The organism is Delftia sp. WSY_12, from assembly GCF_043104645.1.
GTDB classification, from domain to species: domain Bacteria; phylum Pseudomonadota; class Gammaproteobacteria; order Burkholderiales; family Burkholderiaceae_C; genus Comamonas; species Comamonas tsuruhatensis.
On record NZ_JBICKW010000012.1, the window covers coordinates 227,768 to 249,397 of the forward strand.

General features: G+C 67.1%; 18 protein-coding genes. 13 read left to right on the top strand and 5 right to left on the bottom strand.

All coding sequences use genetic code 11. The features are described from left to right. Positions 1-115 precede the first annotated feature (115 nt). Complete coding sequence (locus tag ACF8LI_RS06595) at positions 116-1,885, top strand: methyl-accepting chemotaxis protein (RefSeq protein ID WP_392414721.1); 1,770 nt, start codon at positions 116-118, stop codon at positions 1,883-1,885. A gap of 40 nt (positions 1,886-1,925) precedes the next feature. Here the strand turns inward: ACF8LI_RS06595 and ACF8LI_RS06600 are convergent, their stop codons facing one another. Continuing rightward, positions 1,926-2,384: a RidA family protein gene (locus ACF8LI_RS06600; RefSeq protein ID WP_012206880.1), complete on the bottom strand. Its 459-nt coding sequence runs from the start codon at positions 2,382-2,384 to the stop codon at positions 1,926-1,928. Between the two features lie 174 nt (positions 2,385-2,558). On the opposite strand from ACF8LI_RS06600, the gene ACF8LI_RS06605 reads away from it, so the two are divergent. The 3 genes from ACF8LI_RS06605 to ACF8LI_RS06615 all read left to right on the top strand — a co-directional run bounded on the left by ACF8LI_RS06605 (position 2,559) and on the right by ACF8LI_RS06615 (position 7,660). Then, the gene (locus ACF8LI_RS06605; RefSeq protein WP_392414720.1) at positions 2,559-5,078 is read left to right on the top strand and encodes a DNA internalization-related competence protein ComEC/Rec2; all 2,520 of its coding nucleotides are present in this window, start codon (positions 2,559-2,561) and stop codon (positions 5,076-5,078) included. A 143-nt stretch (positions 5,079-5,221) separates the two neighbouring features. Then, the gene (locus ACF8LI_RS06610) at positions 5,222-6,691 is read left to right on the top strand and encodes a circularly permuted type 2 ATP-grasp protein (protein ID WP_016447617.1); all 1,470 of its coding nucleotides are present in this window, start codon (positions 5,222-5,224) and stop codon (positions 6,689-6,691) included. Then, positions 6,692-7,660, top strand: a complete 969-nt coding sequence (locus tag ACF8LI_RS06615) for an alpha-E domain-containing protein (RefSeq protein ID WP_016447616.1) — start codon at positions 6,692-6,694, stop codon at positions 7,658-7,660. A gap of 62 nt (positions 7,661-7,722) precedes the next feature. Here ACF8LI_RS06615 and ACF8LI_RS06620 read toward each other — a convergent pair whose 3' ends face one another. Beyond that, positions 7,723-8,265 (bottom strand): ureidoglycolate lyase, encoded by a 543-nt coding sequence (locus tag ACF8LI_RS06620; RefSeq protein WP_046238231.1) that lies wholly within the window; start codon positions 8,263-8,265, stop codon positions 7,723-7,725. Positions 8,266-8,481: 216 nt separating this feature from the next. Here ACF8LI_RS06620 and ACF8LI_RS06625 point away from each other — a divergent pair, with 216 nt between their 5' ends. The 3 genes from ACF8LI_RS06625 to ACF8LI_RS06635 all read left to right on the top strand — a co-directional run bounded on the left by ACF8LI_RS06625 (position 8,482) and on the right by ACF8LI_RS06635 (position 12,024). Next, positions 8,482-9,816 (top strand): MFS transporter, encoded by a 1,335-nt coding sequence (locus ACF8LI_RS06625; RefSeq protein ID WP_392414719.1) that lies wholly within the window; start codon positions 8,482-8,484, stop codon positions 9,814-9,816. A gap of 86 nt (positions 9,817-9,902) precedes the next feature. Continuing rightward, positions 9,903-10,628: a FadR/GntR family transcriptional regulator gene (locus tag ACF8LI_RS06630; protein WP_016447613.1), complete on the top strand. Its 726-nt coding sequence runs from the start codon at positions 9,903-9,905 to the stop codon at positions 10,626-10,628. A gap of 97 nt (positions 10,629-10,725) precedes the next feature. Beyond that, positions 10,726-12,024: a sensor histidine kinase gene (locus tag ACF8LI_RS06635; protein ID WP_016447612.1), complete on the top strand. Its 1,299-nt coding sequence runs from the start codon at positions 10,726-10,728 to the stop codon at positions 12,022-12,024. Between the two features lie 89 nt (positions 12,025-12,113). Here the strand turns inward: ACF8LI_RS06635 and bfr are convergent, their stop codons facing one another. Then, positions 12,114-12,590 (bottom strand): bacterioferritin, encoded by a 477-nt coding sequence (gene bfr, locus ACF8LI_RS06640; protein WP_016447611.1) that lies wholly within the window; start codon positions 12,588-12,590, stop codon positions 12,114-12,116. Positions 12,591-12,958: 368 nt separating this feature from the next. Here bfr and ahpC point away from each other — a divergent pair, with 368 nt between their 5' ends. The 5 genes from ahpC to ACF8LI_RS06665 all read left to right on the top strand — a co-directional run bounded on the left by ahpC (position 12,959) and on the right by ACF8LI_RS06665 (position 19,322). Continuing rightward, positions 12,959-13,522 carry an alkyl hydroperoxide reductase subunit C gene (gene ahpC, locus ACF8LI_RS06645; protein ID WP_012206871.1) on the top strand — a complete coding sequence of 188 codons (564 nt, stop codon included), beginning with the start codon at positions 12,959-12,961 and terminating at the stop codon, positions 13,520-13,522. 103 nt (positions 13,523-13,625) lie between these two features. Continuing rightward, a complete protein-coding gene (ahpF, locus tag ACF8LI_RS06650; protein ID WP_016451263.1) occupies positions 13,626-15,182 on the top strand; it encodes an alkyl hydroperoxide reductase subunit F in 1,557 nt (518 codons plus the stop codon). Between the two features lie 309 nt (positions 15,183-15,491). Further along, entirely contained in the window at positions 15,492-17,780 is a 2,289-nt protein-coding gene (locus ACF8LI_RS06655) for a TonB-dependent hemoglobin/transferrin/lactoferrin family receptor (RefSeq protein WP_392414718.1), read from the top strand. Positions 17,781-17,850: 70 nt separating this feature from the next. Continuing rightward, complete coding sequence (locus ACF8LI_RS06660; protein ID WP_016447606.1) at positions 17,851-18,204, top strand: hypothetical protein; 354 nt, start codon at positions 17,851-17,853, stop codon at positions 18,202-18,204. Beyond that, entirely contained in the window at positions 18,201-19,322 is a 1,122-nt protein-coding gene (locus tag ACF8LI_RS06665) for a hemin-degrading factor (protein WP_392414717.1), read from the top strand. The genes ACF8LI_RS06660 and ACF8LI_RS06665 overlap by 4 nt, the downstream gene beginning before the upstream one ends. A gap of 36 nt (positions 19,323-19,358) precedes the next feature. Here ACF8LI_RS06665 and ACF8LI_RS06670 read toward each other — a convergent pair whose 3' ends face one another. Further along, a complete protein-coding gene (locus tag ACF8LI_RS06670) occupies positions 19,359-19,640 on the bottom strand; it encodes a DUF2798 domain-containing protein (RefSeq protein ID WP_016447604.1) in 282 nt (93 codons plus the stop codon). A 144-nt stretch (positions 19,641-19,784) separates the two neighbouring features. Here ACF8LI_RS06670 and ACF8LI_RS06675 point away from each other — a divergent pair, with 144 nt between their 5' ends. Further along, on the top strand, positions 19,785-20,729 hold the full coding sequence (locus tag ACF8LI_RS06675; RefSeq protein ID WP_043791855.1) for a LysR family transcriptional regulator: 945 nt from the start codon (positions 19,785-19,787) through the stop codon (positions 20,727-20,729). Positions 20,730-20,737: 8 nt separating this feature from the next. Here ACF8LI_RS06675 and ACF8LI_RS06680 read toward each other — a convergent pair whose 3' ends face one another. Continuing rightward, a complete protein-coding gene (locus tag ACF8LI_RS06680; RefSeq protein WP_016447602.1) occupies positions 20,738-21,559 on the bottom strand; it encodes a pyruvate, water dikinase regulatory protein in 822 nt (273 codons plus the stop codon). Between the last annotated feature and the right edge of the window lie 71 nt (positions 21,560-21,630).

Here is a 21,630-nt window from a genome sequence, read left to right on the forward strand (position 1 = left end):
CCCTGCAATGCCTTTTGCGAAAGGGGCGGATCAGGGGTTTTCTCTGGGTTTTTCCGGCCTCCGGGCCCTGCTGCAGGCCTCAACATGGAGTCTTCCAACATGAGGGAGACTGGATATGCTGCGACTTCGCATGGCACACAAGCTGTGGCTTGCCGTGGCCGCCATCGTGGTGGCGCTGGTGGGCGTGGTCGGCTTGTCGGGTTATCGCTCGGCCCAGGTCCAGGCCCGGTCCGAGGTTGTCACCCAGGAGATGCAGGCGCGGGTCCAGGCCGCCGTGCGCTGGATGGGGCTGACCGAAACCAATGCGGCCCGCACCCAGGCCCTGGTGGTCAGCAGTGATGCTGCCGTCGAGGCCGAGTTCAAGGACGTGATCAGCGCCACCTCGGCGCGGATCACCGAGGTGCAGAAATCACTGGAAGCCATGCCCCTGTCCGACGCAGACAAGGCGCAGATGGCCAGGATTGCGGCAGCCCGCAAGACCATGATCGAACTGCGTGCCCAGGCACGCCAGCTCAAGGCCGATGGCCGGCAGGAGCAGGCGTTGGCCTTGGTCAAGCAATCCTACAACCCTGCCGTGGATGCCTATATGCAGTCGCTGCGCGACTTCGTGCAGATGCAGGAGCAGGTGGTGCGCAGCAGCCAGGAAGAGACGGCAGCCTCGCGCAGGCTCACCGTGGGTTTTGCCGCTGCGGCCGTGGGCGTGCTGCTGCTGTGCATCGTCATCGGCGCCCATTTCCTGATTGCCAGCATCCGCCGTCCCCTGGCCCAGGCCAGGGAACTGGCCGAACGCATTGCCGCAGGCGACCTGAGCGCAGCGGCGCAGGGACAGACACAGCGCGCTGACGAATTCGGCGACCTGCTGCGCTCGCTGCAGGCCATGAGCGAATCGCTGTCGGGCATGGTGCAGCAGGTGCGCCAGAGCACGGACAGCATTGCCATCGCCAGTGCCGAGATTGCCACCGGCAACCACGACCTGTCCGTGCGCACCGAGCAGACCTCCAGCAACCTGCAGGAGACCGCGGCCGCCATGGAGCAGTTCACCAGCACGCTGCAGCAAAGCGCCAGCAGTGCGCAGCAGGCCAGCAGCCTGGCGGCGGGCGCGTCACAGGTGGCCCAGCGCGGCGGTGAGGTCGTGGCCCGGGTGGTCGAGACCATGAAAGGCATCAACGACAGCAGCCGGCAGATTGCCGACATCGTCGGCGTCATCGACTCCATTGCCTTCCAGACCAATATCCTGGCGCTGAACGCCGCCGTGGAGGCGGCCCGCGCCGGCGAGCAGGGCCGGGGCTTTGCCGTGGTGGCCAGCGAGGTGCGCACGCTGGCCCAGCGCAGCGCGGCGGCTGCCAAGGAGATACGCCAGCTCATCGGCGCTTCGGTGGAACGGGTGGAGGACGGCGCCCGCCTGGTGGGCGATGCCGGCACCACCATGGAGGGCATCGTGCAGTCCGTGCAGCGCGTGGCCGACACCATCGGCGAGATCACGGCGGCCTCTTCGGAGCAAAGCGCGGGCGTGGCCCAGGTCAATCAGGCCGTGGGACAGCTGGACCAGATGACGCAGCAGAACGCGGCCCTGGTCGAGCAAAGCGCGGCCGCGGCGCAAAGCCTGCGAGAGCAGGCCGAGCAGCTGTCGCGGACTGTGGCGGTGTTCAAGGTGGCGCACCTGGCGCCCTCGCCGACGACGCTCGCAAGGCAGGCTGCGCCGGCGGTGCGCACTGCGCACAGCGCGGCCGCAGCGCCAAGGCGGCCGGCAGCAGCCGTGGCGCCTGCGGCTGTCGGGCCGGTTGCCGCGCGGCCTGCCGCAGCAAGGGAGGCGGCGCCCAAGCTGGCCTCGGCGCCCCGGCCCGCCGCACCGGCAGCCGAGGATGGCCAATGGGAGAGTTTCTAGCCGCCTGCGAGCACGGCGGCGCCGTGCGGCGGCATGCCGATCAGGCCAGTTCGGCGATCAGCTCGATTTCCACGCAGGAGCCCAGCGGGATCTGGGCCACGCCGAAGGCGCTGCGCGCATGCGTGCCGGCATCGCCGAAGACCTGGCCCAGCAGCTCGCTGCAGCCGTTGGCCACCAAATGCTGCTCGGTGTAGTCGCCCGTGGAGTTGACCAGGCACATCAGCTTGACGATGCGGCGCACGCGGCCCAGGTCGCCGCCGGCGGCGTGCTGGAGCGTGCCCATCAGGTCGATGGCGATGGCGCGCGCGGCCTGCTGGCCGTCGGCAGTCTGCAGATCACGGCCCAGTTGGCCTGCCCAGACCTTGCCGTCCTTGCGTGCGATATGTCCGCTCAGGAACACCAGATTGCCCGTCTGCACATAGGGCACGTAGGCTGCCGCCGGGATGGCAGGCGACGGCAGTTCGATGTTCAGGGCCTTCAGTTGTTCGTAAACGCTCATCGTTGATTCCTTCGAGACAAGAAAAATCCGGCGCCAGTGCCGGGGTGGCGGACAGTGTGACACAGCCCCCGTGCACCTTGGCATGTCAGGGGCTGGGCATGCTCCAGTCTGATTCTTGTCCGAATCTGAGTCGGAGCACGGTGGCTTCGAGGCACCTGCTTTTAGCATGCCTGGATGCGCGCTGTGGTCCCTGCACCCACTCCTTCATCGTCTTCGTGGACGCCGTGGCTGCTCGGCTGCGTGGTCGGTGCCGCCTGGCAGGTCACGCAGCCGCAGCTGTGGCCGCTGTGGATGTATCTGCTGATGATGGGCCTGGCCTTGCTGTGTCTGTCAGGGCAGGTCCGGCGGGCCCGGGCCGGCGGCCGCCGCGGCGCGGTCAGCGGCCTGTGGGTCGCCGCTTGCGCAGCCTCGCTGGCGGCCGGCCTGACAGGCTGGCGTGCCCAGGACTTTGCGGGCCACGCGCTGTCGCCGCAGCTGGAAGGGCGTGACCTGCGCATCGTCGGCGTCGTGGCATCGCTGCCCCAGAACATGGCCCAGGGCGTGCGCTGGCGCATGGCCGTGGAGCAGGCGCAGATCGCGGGCAGCGAAGAGGCCCTGGCGCCGTTTCCCGGGTTGATCGAGCTGTCCTGGTACGCAGCCCGGGGCCGGGCGTCCAAGGGCGCCGCAGCGTCGCTGCCCGTCCTGCGCCCGGGCCAGCGCTGGGACCTGACCGTGCGGCTCAAGCGCCCGCATGGCGCGCGCAATCCCCACGGTTTCGACTATGAGCTTTGGCAGTGGGAGCAGGGCGTGCAGGCCACGGGCTATGTGCGCGAACAGCCAGCGGCGAGCCTGCTGGCCGACACCGGCGCCTACGCCCTGCAGCGCTGGCGCCAGCAGATGCGCGAGGCCATCGTGAACCGGGCAGCCGCACTCGCGCAAGCCATGCAGCGCGTAGGCATGGACCCCGCGCAGTCGCCGCGCATGCTGGGCGTGGTGGCCGCCCTGGCCATGGGCGATCAGCAGGCCATTGCGCGTGACGATTGGACGCTGTTCCGCCATACCGGCGTGGCCCATTTGATGAGTATTTCCGGACTGCATATCACCCTGTTCGCATGGCTGGCTGCGCTGGTCGTGGGGCGACTGTGGCGTTGCAGTGCCCGGGCCTGTCTGTGGTGCCCGGCACCGCAGGCGGCGCTGCTGGCCGGCGTGCTGCTGGCGGGCGGCTATGCCCTGTTCAGCGGCTGGGGTCTGCCGGCGCAGCGCACGGTGTGCATGCTGGCAACGGTGGCCGCGTTGCGCGTCACAGGGCTGCGCTGGCCCTGGCCCGCCGTGTGGTGCCTGGCGCTGGCCGTGGTTGTCGTGCTCGATCCCTGGGCCCTGTGGCAGGCGGGCTTCTGGCTGAGTTTTGTCGCCGTGGGCGTGCTGCTGGCGACCGATGCACGCATGCAGGGCGCGGTGCGGCCGTCGCTGCCCGCCCGAGCCCTGGCGTTGTGGGGTGAGCAGTGGCGCATCACTCTGGCGCTGGCGCCGCTGGGGCTGATGCTGTTTGGCCAGCTGTCGCTGTCGGGGCTGCTGGCCAATCTGGCCGCGATTCCCTGGGTGACTTTCGTGGTCACGCCACTGGCCTTGCTGGGGGCCTTGTGGCCCCCGCTCTGGACGGGCGCGGCGCTGGCGCTGGCGCCGCTGCTGGAACTGCTGCAGTGGCTGGACCGGTGGGGCTGGGCCGTGTTGCAGCTGCCGCAGCCGCCGCTGTGGGCGGGGTTGGCTGCGCTGGGTGCAGGCCTGGCGCTGGTGGCTCCGGTGCCGGCCGGATGGCGTTGCTGGGGCCTGGCCATGTGCCTGCCGGCCCTGTGGTGGCCGCCGGCCGCACCGGCGCATGGCGAGTTCGATTTGATGGCCGTGGACATAGGCCAGGGCAATGCCGTGCTGCTGCGCACGGCCCGGCACGCCCTGCTGTATGACACGGGTCCGCAGTACGGCATGGACAGCAATGCCGGCGAACGGGTGCTGGTGCCGCTGCTGCAGGCCCTGGGGCTGCGCCTGGATGCGCTGTGGCTCAGCCACCGCGACGGCGACCATACGGGCGGTGCCTTGGCCGTGCATGCCGCGCAGCCGCAGGCCGAGGTCTGGGGATCGGACTCCGTGATCCTGGACCCCGCTCTGGCCGGCCTGGGCGCCGTGCGCCGCTGCGAGGCCGGCCAGCAGTGGGAGTGGGATGGCGTGCAGATGCAGGTGCTGCATCCACCCGCGGGCGAACCGCTGCCGGCCGCGCAGGCCCTGGCCCACGCCAATGCGGGCAGCTGCGTGCTGCTGCTGCGTTCGGCATCCGGGGTGCAGGCCTTGCTGGCCGGGGATATCGAGGCTGCACAGGAAAGGGCGCTGGCGCAGGCCGGCGCCCTCACGCCCGTGCAGTGGCTGCTGGTGCCGCACCACGGCAGCCGCACCTCATCGAGCACCGCTCTGGTGCGGGCCCTGGCACCGCGCTGGGCCATGGTGCAGGCGGGATACCGCAGCCGTTATGGACACCCGGTCCCCGAGGTGGTGCGGCGCTATGAGGCCAACGGCTCCAGCGTGGTGCAGTCGGCCCGCTGCGGCGCAGCGCATTGGCGCTCTGCCGATCCCGCACAGCTGGTCTGCGAGCGGGAGCGGGCGCGCCGTTACTGGGACATGCATGTCACGCACGTCAGGCACATCACGCAGAGGCAGGGCGGATAGGACGGGTGCCGATGGCCGCGCAGCCGGCATATGCTGGATACCGCTTGTCCGGATTGAGGTTACCTATCGCTACACTGGTGCGATACGAGGGCTGGCCCGCAGCTTGCTTTACCTCGTACACATGCAGCGACAGGAGGTGACGAATGCATCCATTTGACGAGATGTACACGATGACGCCGTTCGACGGCAGCGATGTGCGCCTGCACTACAAGGACTATGCGCAATGGCTTGCGCGCCAGTCCGAACAGACGCTGCGAGCGCGCAGCGCCGAGGCCGAGATCATCTTCCGGCGCGTAGGCATCACGTTCGCCGTCTACGGCGACAAGGATGAAAGTGGCGCCGGCACCGAGCGCCTCATTCCCTTCGACCTGATTCCGCGCGTCATCCCGTCCCATGAATGGGAGCGCATGCAGGCAGGCCTGGTGCAGCGCGTGACGGCGCTCAACCGCTTTCTGCACGACGTCTACCACGACCAGGAAATCCTGCGCGCGGGCCTGCTGCCGCGCGAGCTGGTGCTGAACAACAGCCAGTACCGCCCCGAGATGCGGGGCCTTGCCGTGCAGGGCGGCATCTACGCCCACATCGCCGGCATCGACATCGTGCGTGCCGCCAATGCCCAGGGCGAGGGCGTGTACTACGTGCTGGAGGACAACCTGCGCGTGCCTTCGGGCGTGTCTTACATGCTGGAGAACCGCCGCATGATGATGCGGCTGTTCCCCGACCTGTTCTCCCGTCATCCCGTGGAGCCCGTGGCCCACTATCCCGACATGCTGCTGGAGACGCTGCGCGCCAGCGCTCCGGCCGGCACGCCCGAGCCCACGGTGGTGGTGCTCACGCCCGGCATGTACAACAGCGCCTACTTCGAGCACGCCTTCCTGGCCCAGCAGATGGGCGTGGAGCTGGTCGAGGGCCAGGACCTGGTGGTGGACAAGGACGTGGTCTACATGCGCACCACGCGCGGCCTGCAGCGCGTGGACGTGATCTACCGGCGCGTGGACGATGATTTTCTGGACCCCGAAGTCTTCCGTCCCACCTCCACGCTGGGCTGCCCCGGCCTCATGCGCGCCTACCGCGCGGGCAACGTCAGCATCTGCAATGCGGCGGGCACGGGGGTGGCCGACGACAAATCGGTCTATCCCTATGTGCCGGAGATGATCCGCTTCTACCTGGGCGAGGAACCCATTCTGCAGAACGTGCCGACCTGGCTGTGCCGCAAGCCCGACGACCTGCGCTACGTGCTCGACCACCTGGATGAGCTGGTGGTCAAGGAAGTCCACGGCGCCGGTGGCTACGGCATGCTGATCGGGCCTGCCGCCTCGCGCGGCGAGATAGAGGATTTCCGCCGCGCGCTCATCGCCAATCCCGGCGGCTACATCGCGCAGCCCACGCTGGCGCTGTCCACCTGCCCCACCCTGGTGGAGCAGGGCATCGCGCCAAGGCATATCGACCTGCGTCCCTTCGTGCTCAGCGGCAATCAGGTACGCATGGTGGCCGGCGGCCTCACGCGCGTGGCGCTCAAGGAAGGCTCGCTGGTGGTCAATTCATCACAGGGCGGCGGCACCAAGGACACCTGGGTGCTCGGGGCCGGTGAGTCAAACGAGGGAGGACATTGAATGCTCAGCCGTACTGCCGATCATCTGTACTGGATGTCCCGCTACACGGAGCGTGCGGAGAACACTGCCCGCATGCTCAACGTCTCCTATGACACTTCCATGCTGCCCCAGGCGCCTCAGGCGGCGCGCAAGGCCTGGCAGGGCGTGCTGTCCATCAGCGAGCTGATCCCCGCCTATGCCTCCCGCCACGGCGAGGTGCAGCGAGAGGCCGTGCTGCACTTCATGGTGCGCGACGAGAGCAACTCCTCGTCCATCGCCTCCTGCCTGCGCGCTGCGCGGGAGAATGCGCGTGCCGTGCGCGGGGCGCTGACCACCGAGGCCTGGGAGACCCAGAACCAGACCTGGCTGGAACTCAAGCGCCTGCTGGCCGAGGGGGACTGGGAGCGCGATCCGGGCCAGTTCTTCGAATGGGTCAAGCACCGCTCGCACCTGTCGCGCGGCGTGACACTGGGCACCATGCTGCAGGACGAGGCCTTCCACTTCCTGCGCCTGGGCACCTTCATCGAGCGCGCCGACAACACGGCGCGCCTGCTGGACGTGAAATTCCACGCCATCGAGCGCGACTACCATGGCAGCGCGCGCAACGGAGCGTCGGGCAAAGGGGCCACGCCCTTCGACTTCTACCACTGGAGCGCGCTGCTGCGCAGCGTCTCGGCCTTCGAGGTCTACCGCAAGGTCTACCGCGACGTGATCACGCCCGAGCGCGTGGCCGAGCTGCTGATGCTGCGCAGCGACATGCCGCGCTCGCTGCTGGCCAGCATGCTGGAAGTGGTGGCCAACCTGGAAAGCGTGGCCAACGACCAGTCGCGCGAGACCCAGCGCAAGGCGGGCCGCCTGCTGGCTGACCTGCGCTATGCGCGCATCGACGAAATCCTGGCCACGGGCCTGCACGCCTATCTCACGCAGTTCCTGGATCGCGTGCACGACCTGGGTCAGGGCATCAGCCGCGACTTCCTGGTGCCTGCCTGAGCCGCCGTCGCCCAATGAACAAAGCCGCCCTCGGGCGGCTTTGTTCATTGGGGCAGGGCCATTCAGTCCTGCGCGCTGTCCAGCTCCAGCACAACGCCTTCGGCATCGCCGATGGGCACCACGTCGCAGTTGTCGCCAGGGCCTCCCCGGTCCACCACGATGAAGCGCGCGGGCGCGTTCAGGGCAATCAGCGAGTGGTGCCAGACGCCGCGGCGGTAGTTCACGCCCTGGCGTCCGTTGGTGATGAAGGCGCGCAGGTCGCCGGGCGCCACCTGCTCTCCCAGGGGCGCAACCACCACGATGAAGGGCTGGGCGTCCAGCGGCATGAAGGCCTGGCTGCCCAGGGGATGGCGCTCCATGCTCGTCAGCTGCAGGGGCAGCGCATAGGGGCGGGCGTGGAACAGGTTGATCAGCGCATGGCCCTCGCTGCCGCCCGTGTCCACGCGGGCCAGGGCATGGTAGCGCTCGGTCATGCCGTCATTGATCAGCAGCGGCGTGTGGCCTGCACTGTCGATGACCTCGCCAAACTCGGCAAAGGCTTCGGCGGTCAGCGGTTGGACGCGCAGGCGAAGGCGGGCGGGGCGGGTCTCTGACAAGGTATTCACGAAGTACTGCCTCTTGTTTTCATACTGGTATTACCAGTTTGCTGTTGCCTGGGGATTTTGTCAAACCTGAGTGACGCCAGCCTATGTCCTGCGCGTCATTTGTGGTGGTTCGGGTAAATGCGAGTGTGCATTGGCCGGCGGGAAGGGCAACATTCGCTCCGTATTTTCAGACCGGTCATACCAGTTGATCGCAACCTTTCAACCAAGGACTTCCTGATGTCATCACTTCCCGCATCCGCCGAGGCCGCCGGCGCGGCCCCGGCGCTGTCCAGCGAAACGCCGGCCGAGGTAGCCGTCTACCGCAAGGTGGCCTGGCGCCTGCTGCCCTTCATCATGGCCTGCTACGTGGCGGCCTATCTGGACCGGGTGAACGTGGGCTTTGCCAAGCTGCACATGCTGGCCGACCTGCAGTTCAGCGAGGCCATGTACGGCCTGGGCGCCGGGCTGTTCTTCATCGGCTATTTCTTCTTCGAGGTGCCCAGCAACATGCTGATGCACCGCATAGGAGCCAAGGCCACCATCTCGCGGATCATGATCATGTGGAGCCTGATCTCGGCGGCCATGATGTTCGTGACCACGCCCACGCAGTTCTACGTGCTGCGCTTCCTGCTGGGCGCGGCCGAGGCCGGTTTCTACCCCGGCATGATCCTGTACATGACCTACTGGTTTCCCTCGTACCGGCGCGCCCGCATGGTGGCGCTGTTCATGTGCGCGATCCCGGTCTCGGGCATCCTGGGCGGACCGCTGTCGGGCGGCATCATGGACCTGATGCAGGGCGTGGCGGGGCTGCGCGGCTGGCAATGGCTGTTCCTGATCGAGGCCATTCCCTCGCTGATCCTGGGCCTGGCCGTGCTCTGGTACCTGGACAACAGCATCCGCGCAGCGCGCTGGCTGACCGAGGCGGAAAAGACCCTGCTGGAGCGCAACATCGCTCGCGAGAACGCCAGCAAGAGCGACAGCCACGTCACGCTGCGCGCACTGTTTTCCGACCCGCGCATCATCAAGATGGCCATGATCTGCTTTTGCACCGTCATGGGCCAGTACGGGCTCACGTTCTGGCTGCCCAGCCTGATCCGCCAGTCGGGCGTGGAGGGTGCCTTCCAGATCGGCCTGCTGACGGCCGTGCCGTTTTCGGTGGCCGTGGTGTCCATGAACCTGGTCAGCCGCAGCTCGGACCGCATGCGCGAGCGCCGCTGGCACCTGATCGTTCCGTTCTGCGTGGGCGCGGCGGGCCTGATGCTGTCGGCCATCTTCAGCGGCAACGTCTACCTGTCGCTGGCCGCCCTGGCGCTGGCCGCGGGCGGCAGCCTGGCAACCTCGCCACTGTTCTGGAGCCTGCCCACGGCCATCCTGTCCAGCGCAGGCGCGGCGGCCGGCATTGCGCTGATCAACTCCTTCGCCAACCTGGCCGGCTTCATCAGCCCCTACATGATCGGCCTCATCAAGGATGCGACGCAGAGCACCAATGCGGCCATGTTCGTGCTGGCCGGCGTGCTGCTGTTCGGGGCCTTCCTGACCTATACCGTGCCCGCCAAACTGGTCAACAAGTAGCGCCGGACAGGGCGCGTGAACCGGCGGGCGAGGCGCGCAGTCGCTAAGATCGGCGCACCGCCCCCGGGCCAGAGATCCGCCAACGCATGGAACCCAGCACCGCCATCAGCACACCCGCCGGCAACCCTGCCAGCACCGCCGTTGCCGGCAATGCCGCCCGCGTGATCCGCGAGTGGATCGAGGGCGGCGTGTATCCGGTGGGCTCGCTTCTGCCTTCGCAGCGCGACCTGTCGGAGCAGTTGGGCATCAGCCGCACCTCGCTGCGCGAGGCGCTGTCCACGCTGCAGGGGCTGGGCCTGGTCGTGGCCCGGCCTGGCAAGGGCATGTACGTGACCGAGGCGCCCGAGGCTGCGGCCGCAGACGCATGGCGCTTTGCCGACTCGCATGCGCTCACCGATGTCTATCAGCTGCGCTACGCGCTGGAGGGCTTTGTGGCGCGCCTGGCGGCCCTGGTGGTGCAGCCTGAGGATGTGCAGGCCCTGCAGGCCAATCTGCAGGCCATGCAGCAGAGCATAGAGCGGGCCGATTTCGTGCAGGCCACGCGACTGGATTTCGAGTTCCACCTGCAGATCGCCACCATCTCGGGCAACCATGCCATCGCCGACGTGCTGCGCGGCAGCGGCGAGGTCATGCAGGAAAGCCAGCGCCTGCCGTTCTACAAGCGGGGCGCACGGCATGCGACCACCGAGGAGCATGCGGCCATCATCGATGCCCTGTCCCGCGGCCATCCCGAGCTGGCCCAGCAGGCCATGGCCACCCACATCGTGCAGGCGGCCCAGCGCGCGGGCGTGCACTTTCCCACCGGCCTGTAGGCACGCCAGCCCGTGCCTGATCGGCCGGGTTTTTGGCCTTACCATCATCGGCGCAGCGCATTTTTTCCCTATCCACAGACCGCCCGGATGCCGATCCATGACAAGCCAAGGAAATGAACTCTGCATACTGGCAGACGCCCTAGAGGCGCAGCGCGAAGGACTCTTGCAGACATGGCGCAAGGCCGTCAGGCGGGACCCGGCGCTGACCGCTGGTGAGGCGCTTCCCCGAACCCAGCTGAACGATCACATCCCGGCCGTGCTGGCCGCGTTCGAGCAGCAACTGCGGACCCTGGGCGGTGCACCGGCAGACACCGCCGAGCCGCCGGGCGATGGCGAGCAGGCCGCCGCCCACGGCCTGCACCGCTGGCAGCAGGGCTATGACCTGCATGAAGTCGTGCGCGAGCTGGGGCTGCTCAACGAAGTCATGGTGGCGCAGCTGGAGGACTATGCCCAGGGGCGCCCTGATGCGCACGTCGCCATGCCCGTTGCGCGCAAGGCCTGGGCCGCCACCTATACCCGCGACGTTCAGGACAGCAGCACCCAGTATTTCCGCCTGCAGCAGCAGGAGGCCGAGGGCCATGTCCGGGACCTGGAAGCGGCGCTGCATGACCTGAGCGCGCTGGACCTGCAGCGCTCGCAACTGTGGGAGCAGGTTGCGCATGACCTGCGCAGCAACGTCGGCGTGGTGGCCAATGTGACGCATGGCCTGGGCATGCAGCATGCGCCGGCGCAGTCGCGCGAGAAACTCCTGCGCATGCTGGACCGCAACGTCCAGTCGCTGCGACATCTGCTGGATGACGTGACGGAGCTGGCCAAGCTGCATGCCGGGCGCGAGCATCGCCAGCTGACCTCCTTTGACGCAGCCCAGGTGATCACCCATCTGTGCGAGGGACTGCAGGCCCTGGCCAACGATCGCGGCCTGTACCTGCACCTGCAGGGGCCGGGGACGATGCCGGTGGAGGGGGATGCCTTGAAACTGCGCCGCATCGCGCAGAACCTGGTGCTCAACGCGCTCAAGTACACCCAGGAGGGCGGCGTCACGGTGAAGTGGGCCCTTGGTGATGGGGAGGACCAGCGCCGCTGGATGCTCTCCATCGGGGATACGGGCCCCGGCATGGAGCCGGCGGCGCCCCTGGTTGCCGCCCTCAAGCACGCCACGGACCTGGACCCTTCGGGCCATCTGACGTCGGCGGCCTCCGCAGAGGTCCGCGCCGGGGGCGAGCCACGGCCCGGCGTCGCGGCGGCCCGCTACCGCAGCGGCGCAGGCGAGGGGATAGGCCTGTCCATCGTCAAGCGGCTGGCGGAATTGCTGGACGCCACGATCGAGGTGCAGTCGGCCGCGCAGACCGGCACGACCTTTCTGCTTCTGTTCCCGCTGCGATACGCCGACGAGTGACCGATAGCTGGGCCAGGAGATGAAAAAACGGGCACACAGGCCCGTCGTTTCGCGTGCGGGGCGCGGCCTGTGCCGCCGCCCCTGAGTGCTCAGGACTCTTCGTCCATCTGCGACTGCAGATAGTTCTGGATGCCGACCTTGTCGATCAGGTCCAGCTGGGTTTCGAGGTAGTCGATGTGCTCCTCGGTATCGTCCAGGATCTTTTGCAGCAGGTCGCGCGAGACGTAGTCGCGCACGCTTTCGCAGTGGGCGATGCCGTCCTTGATGGTCTGCTGCGCGGTTTTCTCGCTGCTCAGGTCGCAAGCCAGGGCTTCGGGCACGTCCTCGCCGACTTGCAGCTTGCCCAGGTCCTGCAGGTTGGGCAGGCCGTCGAGCACGAAGATGCGGTCCATGAGCCAGTCGGCGTGCTTCATCTCGCCGATGGACTCCTTGTATTCCTTCTTGGCCAGCTTGTCGAAGCCCCAGTGCTTGTACATGCGGTAGTGCAGGAAGTACTGGTTGATGGCCGTCAGCTCGTTCTTGAGCTGGGCTTGCAGCCAGGTGATGACTTGTGCGTCGCCTTGCATGGGGAACTCCTTTGTTGTACGTGGGGGACCGCGCCGATCGCCGGCCGCTATAGGGGTGGATTGTCTAGGGTTTCTGCGTCAGATCAAGCAAACCCCTGTTATCACGCATTGGCTGCTTATGAGGCGCGTTCTCGTTTGCGGGCCGGCATGCTGACGCGGCTGCGGGGTTGCTGCATTGCCTTGTCATATTTCGGCCCAAAATAGCCTCTTCAGGCCGGTGGCGGGCTGGTCAAGCCCGCAGGCCTGGAGACAAGGATGTTCGCATAGTTTTTGGCAATCGAATGAATTCAATCAATTCATTGGATCAATCGATGGCCTGGGCCTAGACTTCGTCCTGTGTTCACTCACCAACCACAAAGGAAACAGCAATGTCCGTGATCAACACCCAAATCAAGCCCTTCAAGACGCAGGCCTTCAAGAATGGCAAGTTCATCGAAGTGACCGAAAAGGACGTCCTGGGCAAGTGGGCCGTGTTCTTCTTCTACCCCGCTGACTTCACCTTCGTGTGCCCCACCGAGCTGGGCGACGTGGCCGACCACTACGACGAACTGCAAAAGCTGGGCGTGGAAGTGTTCTCCGTGTCCACCGACACCCACTTCGTGCACAAGGCATGGCACGACACGTCTGACACCATCCGCAAGATCAAGTACACGATGCTGGGCGACCCCACCTGGGAAATCAGCAACAACTTCGAAGTCCTGCGTCCCGGCCAGGGCCTGGCTGACCGCGGCACCTTCATCGTCGATCCCGATGGCGTGATCCAGGCCGTGGAAATCACCGCCGAAGGCATTGGCCGCAACGCCGTCGATCTGCTGCGCAAGGTCAAGGCTGCCCAGTACGTCCGCAACCACCCCGGTGAAGTCTGCCCCGCCAAGTGGGAAGAAGGCGACAAGACCCTGGCTCCTTCGCTCGACTTGGTCGGCAAGATCTAAGCGGTACACCGCTTCCTGTTCACAGTTGAACTGTTGAAGACGCCCGGGTGCCTGGCGCCCGGGCTTTTTTTTCCGAAAATTCGTATTTCCCTAGGAGTCCGACATGCTTGACAACAACCTGAAAGCCCAATTGCAGGCCTACCTGGAGCGCCTGCAGCGTCCGGTGGAGCTGGTGGCTTCGCTGGATGACAGCCAGGGTGCGCGCGAGCTGAAGGAACTGCTGCTGGAAATCCGCGAGCTGAGCGACAAGATCACCGTCGTCGAGCACAACGACGCCGAGGTGCGCAAGCCCTCCTTCCTGATCACCAATCCCGGCGTGGACAGCGGCGTGCGTTTCGCAGGCGTCCCCCTGGGCCATGAATTCACCTCGCTGGTGCTGGCCCTGCTGCAGGTCGGCGGCCATCCGTCCAAGGAATCGGCCGAACTGCTGGAGCAGGTGCGCAATATCGACGTGCCGCTGCACTTCGAGACCTATTACTCGCTGTCCTGCCACAACTGTCCCGACGTGGTGCAGGCGCTGAACCTGATGTCCGTGCTCAATCCTAAGATCAGCCATACCGCCATCGACGGCGGGCTGTTCCAGAAGGAAGTCGAGCAGCGCGAAGTCATGGGCGTGCCCACCGTCTTTGTGAACGGCGAGCGCTTCGGCCAGGGCCGCATGGAGCTGGCCGAGATCGTCGCCAAGGTCGATACCGGCGCCGCTTCGCGTGAAGCGGCCAGGATTTCCGCCAAGGATGCCTTCGACGTGCTGATCGTCGGCGGCGGCCCGGCCGGCGCGGCCGCTGCCATCTATGCGGCACGCAAGGGCATCCGCACCGGCATTGCCGCCGAGCGCTTCGGCGGCCAGGTGCTGGACACCGTGGACATCGAGAACTTCATCTCGGTCTCCAAGACCGAAGGCCCGCAACTGGCCGCCGCCATGGAGCGCCATGTGCGCGACTACGAGGTGGACATCATGAACCTGCAGACGGCCTCCAAACTGATTCCGGCTGCCACGGAAGGCGGGCTGATCGAGGTGCAGACTGCCTCGGGCGCCAGCCTCAAGGCCAAGACCGTCATCCTCTCGACCGGCGCGCGCTGGCGCAACATGAACGTGCCGGGCGAGGACAAGTACCGCACCAAGGGCGTGACCTACTGCCCGCACTGCGACGGACCGCTGTTCAAGGGCAAGAATGTGGCCGTCATCGGCGGCGGCAACTCGGGCGTGGAAGCGGCCATCGACCTGGCCGGCATCGTGCGCAGCGTGACGCTGCTGGAGTTCGCCAGCGAGCTCAAGGCCGATGCCGTGCTGCAAAAGAAGCTCAAGAGCCTGCCCAATGTGACCGTCATCCTCAACGCCCAGACCACCGAGGTCAACGGCGACGGCAAGAAGGTCACCGGCCTGACCTACAAGGACCGCACGACGGAAGAGGTCAAGACCGTGGCGCTGGAAGGCATCTTCGTGCAGATCGGCCTGCTGCCCAACACCGACTGGCTCAAGGGCACGGTGGAGCTGACCCGCTTCGGCGAGATCGTGATCGATGCCAAGGGCCACACCAGCGTGCCCGGCGTGTTCGCCGCAGGCGACTGCACCAACGTGCCGTACAAGCAGATCATCATCGCTGCCGGTGCCGGCTCCACGGCTGCGCTGTCGGCCTTCGACCACCTGATCCGCCACTGAGCTGAACAGGCGTGAGAAAGGGCCCGGATGCCTCGGCATCCGGGCCTTTTTTCATTCCGGCGCTGTCAGGCGCGTGCCTTGCCGGCGCAGGTGGCACACAGATGGCTGTCCAGCAGCCCGGTGTGCCAGCAGGGATTGCTCCAGGGCCTGTGCGCCAGATCAAATCAATGAATGAGAACTATTCGCATATAATTTTTCTTCATCCAGCCAGCACATGACGCGCCAACGGCTGGCGGGCCAACCGCCAGCCGCTGCAACCAGAAGCCAGCTCTCGCACATTCATGTTGATCAGAGAGAGAGGGCTTCGCAATGGCTTACGACTTCGCAATGCAATCATGCGCCCGGCGGGCGCGCCATCCCCTGGCCGCCGCCTGCGCGCTGCTGTGCGCCTCCGCTGCCCTGGCCCAGGAGCCGGGGCAGGCCGCCGCAGACGCGGCAAATGCCGCAAACGCCGGAGATGCCGACACGCAATTGCTGGCGCAGGCCGCACCCGGGGCACGGACCCGTGCCCCGGCCCTCAAGGAGATGGTGATCAGCGCCTCGCGCGAGGTGCAGGACCCTGACACCCTGCCCATGAGCATCGACGTGATCGACGCCGGCCGCATGGAGCGCGAGCAGGCCAGCGACATCCGCGAGATGGTCAACCTGCTGCCCAATGTCGATGTGCCGCGCGCCCCGGCGCGCTTCTCGCTGGCGGCCTCGTCGGCCGGGCGTGACCAGAACAGCGGCTTCAACATCCGTGGCCTGGATGGCAACCGCGTGCTCATGCTGGTCGATGGCGTGCGCCTGCCGCGCAGCTACAGCTTCAGCGCCAACAGCTTCGGCCGCGACTACCTGGACCTGGGCCTGGTGCAGCGCGTGGAAATCCTGCGCGGCTCCACGCCCGCGCTGTATGGATCGGACGGCATGGGCGGCCTGGTCAACTTCGTGACCGTGCAGCCAGACGATCTGCTGGGCAGGGACAAGCGCATCGCCGGCCGCGTTGCTGCCGGCTATGACGGCTCGGACAACGGCCGCAAGCTGGGCGCCACCGTGGCGGGCCGAGTCAGCCCGGAATGGGCCTGGCTGCTGTCGGCGGGCCTGGGCCGCTCCCGTGCGCTGGAGAACATGGGCACGAACAACGTGACGGGCGCGGCGCGCACCACGCCCAATCCCGAGAAAGACCGCAGCGAGTCGCTGATGGGCCGCCTGGTCTTCACGCCCAGCGCCGTGCAAAAGCATGTCTTCACCTTCGAGAACGTGGACAAGCGCGCCGACTACGCCCTGCTGTCCGCGCGCTCGGCCACCGTGGCCAATTCCGACTCGCGCACCGACATGAAGCGCTGGCGGGCCAGCTGGCAGGGCCAGTGGCAGCAGCTGGGCACGGCGCTGGCCGACGAACTGCAGCTGATGGCCAGCTACCAGAAGTCCGACGCGCGCGAATTCGTCACCGAGACGCGCATCGGCCTGCCGTACCGCGAGCGCGACGTGACCTATGACGAGGACGCGATCCAGCTGCACGCCCAGGCCAGCCGCCTGCTGCGCTGGAGTTCCTTGGCCAGCGGCAAGTTCACGTACGGGCTGGACTACCTCCGCAACAAGGTGGTCAACGTGCAAAACGGCATCACGCCGCCCGTGGGCGAGAGCTTCCCGCTCAAGCGCTTCCCCGACACCACCGAAAGCGCCACCGCCCTGTTCGCCCAGGCCGAACTGCACAACGGCCCCTGGAGCGTGACCCCGGGCCTGCGCGCCGAGCACTACAGCATCAAGCCCCGGCAGAACGGCTTTGTGCCCACCGTGGTCAGCAACTCGGACTCCGCGCTCTCGCCCAAGCTGGGCGTGATGCTGCAGGCCAGCCCGGTCTGGTCCGTCTATGGCAACTATGCGGCAGGTTTCCGGGCGCCCAATGCCGGCCAGATCAACGCCTTCTTCGAGAACCCGGTGGCGTTCTACCGCAACATTCCGAATCCCGACCTGCGGCCCGAAAAGAGCCAGACCTTCGAGCTGGGCCTGCGCGGGCGCATGGACAGGCTGCGCCTGGACGCCGCCGTGTTCACGGGACGCTACAAGGACTTCATCGTCGACCAGCAACTGGTTGCGGGCCAGCCCGGCAACGCGGCCAACCCCGCCATCTACCAGTCCATCAACGTGGGCCGCGCCCGCATCAGCGGCTTCGAACTCAAGGCCGACTACGACTGGGGCCGCTGGGCCGGCGGCGACTGGCAGACGCGCCTGGCCTACGGCTACACCGACGGCAAGGACACGCAGTCCGACAAGCCGCTGGACACCATCTCGCCCCAGCAACTGGTGCTGGGCGTGCGCTACGAGCGCTCTGCCGTGGGCATGCAGTTCAACGTCTCGCACTGGAGCGGCAAGAAGCCCGGCGACGTGTCCAACGGCAACGCCGCCTGGCTCAGCCCCTCGGCCACCGTCGCCGACCTGAGCGCCCAGTGGCGCATCCGCCCCGACCTGCGCCTGAACGCCGGCATCTACAACCTGACCGACAGGAAGTACTGGCGCTGGTCCGATGTGCGCGGCCTGCTGGCCACCACGGCGATTGCCGACGCCTACAGCCAGCCGGGGCGCCATGCGCGCGTCTCGCTGATCAAGGATTTCTGAAGCCCGGCGCCTGAAGGCCAGGCGCCGCGACCCGTGTCCCAACGATGTTTTGCAACGCAAGGAGAGCCCCATGCACCGTACCGAGAGTGAAAGCCTTGCCCGTGACGAGGAATACCTGCTGGCCGAAGGCGAGGCCCAGCTGGCCGCCACGCTGGCGCTGATGACCGGCTTCGGCCACGGTTGCTGCGAGGCCCACCGGCCCGCCATTGCCGGCAAGGTGGCCGATCAACTGCAGGGCCTGTCCGGCGACAGCAGCTTTTCGCCGGACATGCGGGCCTTGCTGCAACGCCTGCAGCGGCGCTGGCAGGCGGTCTCCGAGGCCAGCGCCGCGCAGCGCGCACCCCGGGCCGAGGCGGCGGCCGAGACCCGCCATCCCTCCGTTGCCCACGCGCTCTGGCATGCCCCTTTGGAGACCCTGCAATGATCACCACCGCCGCCGCAGCCTGCGATGACCTGCTGATTCCCGTCAATGCGCCCGACGTGCGCCAGCGCTTTGCCCAGGCACGCCAGAGCGGCCTGCGTGCCAAGGAGGCCGCCGAATCCATGGGCCTGCCCGAAGGCGCCGCCATCGGCGCCCACGCGGGCCTGCATGACGGCGGCCTGCAGGTCGTGCCGCTGCGCGCGCAGTGGCTGCAGGTGCTGCGCGCGCTGCAGGACTGCGGCACCGTGATGGCGCTCACGCGCAATGAATCCACGGTGCATGAGAAGACGGGCGTGTACCAGAAGCTCTCGGCCAGCGGTGGCGTGGGATTGGCGCTGGGCCGCGAGATCGACCTGCGCCTGTTCTTTGCCCAATGGCATGCCGGCTATGCCGTGACCGAGCAGCCCGCCCAGGCTGGAAGGCCGGCCACGCACAGCCTGCAGTTCTTCAATGCCCACGGCCGCGCCGTGCACAAGGTCCATGCGCGCGAGTCCACCGACATGGCAGCGTGGGATGCGCTGGTACGGCGCTTTGCCGAGCCCAGCGCGGGATACCTGTTTCGCCATGCCCGGCCCAGAGCGCTGCCGCAGTCCGACAAGGTCATCGACGTGCACGGCCTGAGCGCCGCCTGGGATGCCCTTCAGGACACGCATGAATTCTTCGACCTGCTGCGCCGGTTCGGCGTGGAGCGCCAGCAAGCCTTCCGCCTGGTCCCCTGCCATTGCGCGCGGCTGGCACCCGAGTCCGTGGCCCAGTTGCTGGGCGATGCGGCGGTGGACGGGCTGCCCATCATGGTCTTCGTGGACAGCGGCGGCTGCATCCAGATCCATAACGGCCCCGTGCACAACATCCAGCCCATGGGCACGCCCGGCGGAGCGCAATGGATCAATGTGCTGGACCCGGGCTTCAACCTGCATCTGCGCTGCGACATGATCGCCAGCGTCTGGGCCGTGCAAAAGCCCACGGCCGATGGCGTGGTCACCTCGGTCGAGGCCTTCGACGCGCAGGGCGATCTGATGGCCATGTTCTTTGGCGAGCGCAAACCGGGCCTGGCCGAACTGCCGGGATGGCGCGAGCTGGTGGCGGGCTTGCCGCGCTTGGCAGTGCAGGCGCTGGCCTGAGCGGCCCAGGCCCTGGAAAGAGCCGGCCGGGCCGCCTCAGAGATGCACGGTGGCGGCCACCAGCCTGCCCACCAGCGGACGCACCACCATCACGCAGACAAAGGCCACGGGCATGGCCAGCACATAGGTCTGCATCACGCGCCGCAGGTAGTCGGCGCCCAGGCCGCTGTTGGCGCCGACGATGGCGCAGCACATCAGAAACGCCATGATGGCCGACATGTAGAAGGCAAAGACGATGGGCGCGAAGCGGCGGTGCAGCTTGCGGCTGCGCGGCGCCGCAGGGGTTGCGGGAGCGATGGAGGCAGAGGTATCGGGCATGAAGGCGTATCCGGTCAGGCCGCTTGTCGATTCGGCGCGGCAAGTGCGCAACTGTAGGCAAGGCCCGGGCCGCCGTGTAGAGGGCTGCAGCTTGGTGCACTCGTAAGCTATATTGATGAATTGATTTTTCATCCATAGGTTTTTGTGCCTAATCTGCGCTCCATCGAGACCTTCGTCAAAGCCCTGGAAGGCGGCTCCATCGCCTCGGCCGCGCGCCAGCTGGGTATTTCTCCTGCAGCGGCCAGCCAGAACATCGCCCGGCTGGAGCGCGAACTGGGCACGCGCCTGATCACGCGCACCACGCGCTCCATGGCGTTGACCGAAGCCGGCGAGCGCTATCTGGCGCGCGTGGGCCCTGTGCTGCAGGAGCTGGAAAAAGCGCAGTCCGACCTGTCGCAGCTGCACGGCGAGTTGCAGGGCCGGTTGCGCATCGCCTGCATGGCCGCCTTTGGCCGCCATGTGCTGGCGCCGCTGCTGCCGGCCTTTGCCGCGCGGCATCCCCGGCTGGAGCTGGAGTTGCTGGTGGTGGACCGGCAGGTGGATGTGCTCAAGGAAGACGTGGACATCAGCGTGCGCTACCGCGATGTGCTGGAGCCCGGCATGGCCGTGCGCCAGCTGGCGGCCGTGCCGCGCGTGCTGTGCGCCTCGCCGGCCTACCTGCAGGCCCACGGCAGGCCGCAGACCGCGCAGGACCTGCTCGACCATGCCTGCCTGCTGTACCGGCGCGAGGCCGATGGCCGGTTCATGCGCTGGCCGTTTTCACGCGACGGCAAGCGCGTGGACCCGCAGCTGCGCGTGACCGCCATCGCCAGCGATGTCGATGCACTCACCGAAATGGCCGTGGCCGGTGGCGGCATCGTCTGGATCGGCAGCTTCATCGCCCACCGGTACATGCGCGAAGGGCTGCTGCAGCCGCTGGCCCTGGGCCCGGCGCGCAAGGGGCAACTGCACTTCGATGACACCACGCTGGATTTCTTTGCATGCTTTCGCGACCGCCAGTACGTGCCGACCAAGGTGCGTGCCCTGGTGGACTACCTGGTCGAGACGCTGCCGCAGCAGCCCATGCTGCGCTGGAACGCCTCGGCCTGAGACCGGGTTCAGTGCCCCAGGTGCTGGGGCAGGACTTCCTGCAGGATCGTGGTGGCGATTTCCTCGATGGACTTGGTGGTGCTGGACAGCCACTGGATGCCGCTGCGGCGCATCATGGACTCGGCCTCGGCCACCTCGTAGCGGCAGTTGGCAAGGCTGGCGTACTTGGAGTCGGGCCGGCGCTCGTTGCGGATGCTGGACAGGCGCTGGGGGTCGATGGTCAGGCCGAACAGCTTCTTGCGGTAGGGCACCAGGGCGGGCGGCAGCTGCTTGCGCTCGAAATCCTCGGGAATCAGCGGGTAGTTGGCCACCTTGAGACCGAACTGCATGGCCAGGTACAGGCTGGTGGGCGTCTTGCCGCTGCGCGAGACGCCGACCAGGATCACGTCGGCGCCCGTCAGGTCCTGGTGGGTCTGGCCGTCGTCATGGGCCAGCGTGTAGTTGATGGCCTCCATGCGCTCCAGGTATTCCTTGCTTTCGCTGATGTCGGCGAAGCGGCCCACGCGGTGCAGCGACTTCTGGCCCAGCTCCAGCTCCAGCGGCCGCACGAAGGTGCCGAACATGTCGAATACCTTGCCCTTGCATTGGCTCTCGATCAGGTCGAGCATGTCCTGGTTGACCAGGGTGGTGAAGACGATGGGCTTGTGGCTTTCCGACTCGGCCACATGGTTGATCTGCCGCACGGCCTGGTGGACCTTGTCCATGGTGTCCACGAAGGGGATGCGGACCAGGCGCGACTTGGTGTCGAACTGGGCCATGATGGCCGTGCCAAAGGTCTCGGCTGTAATGCCAGTGCCATCGGAGATGACGAAGATTGTGTGGGTGTGCATGGTGGTCGGGCTCTGGACAGGGGGCTGCCGTCGGTTCACGGCAAACGCCTACAATGGCGCCCATTATTCCC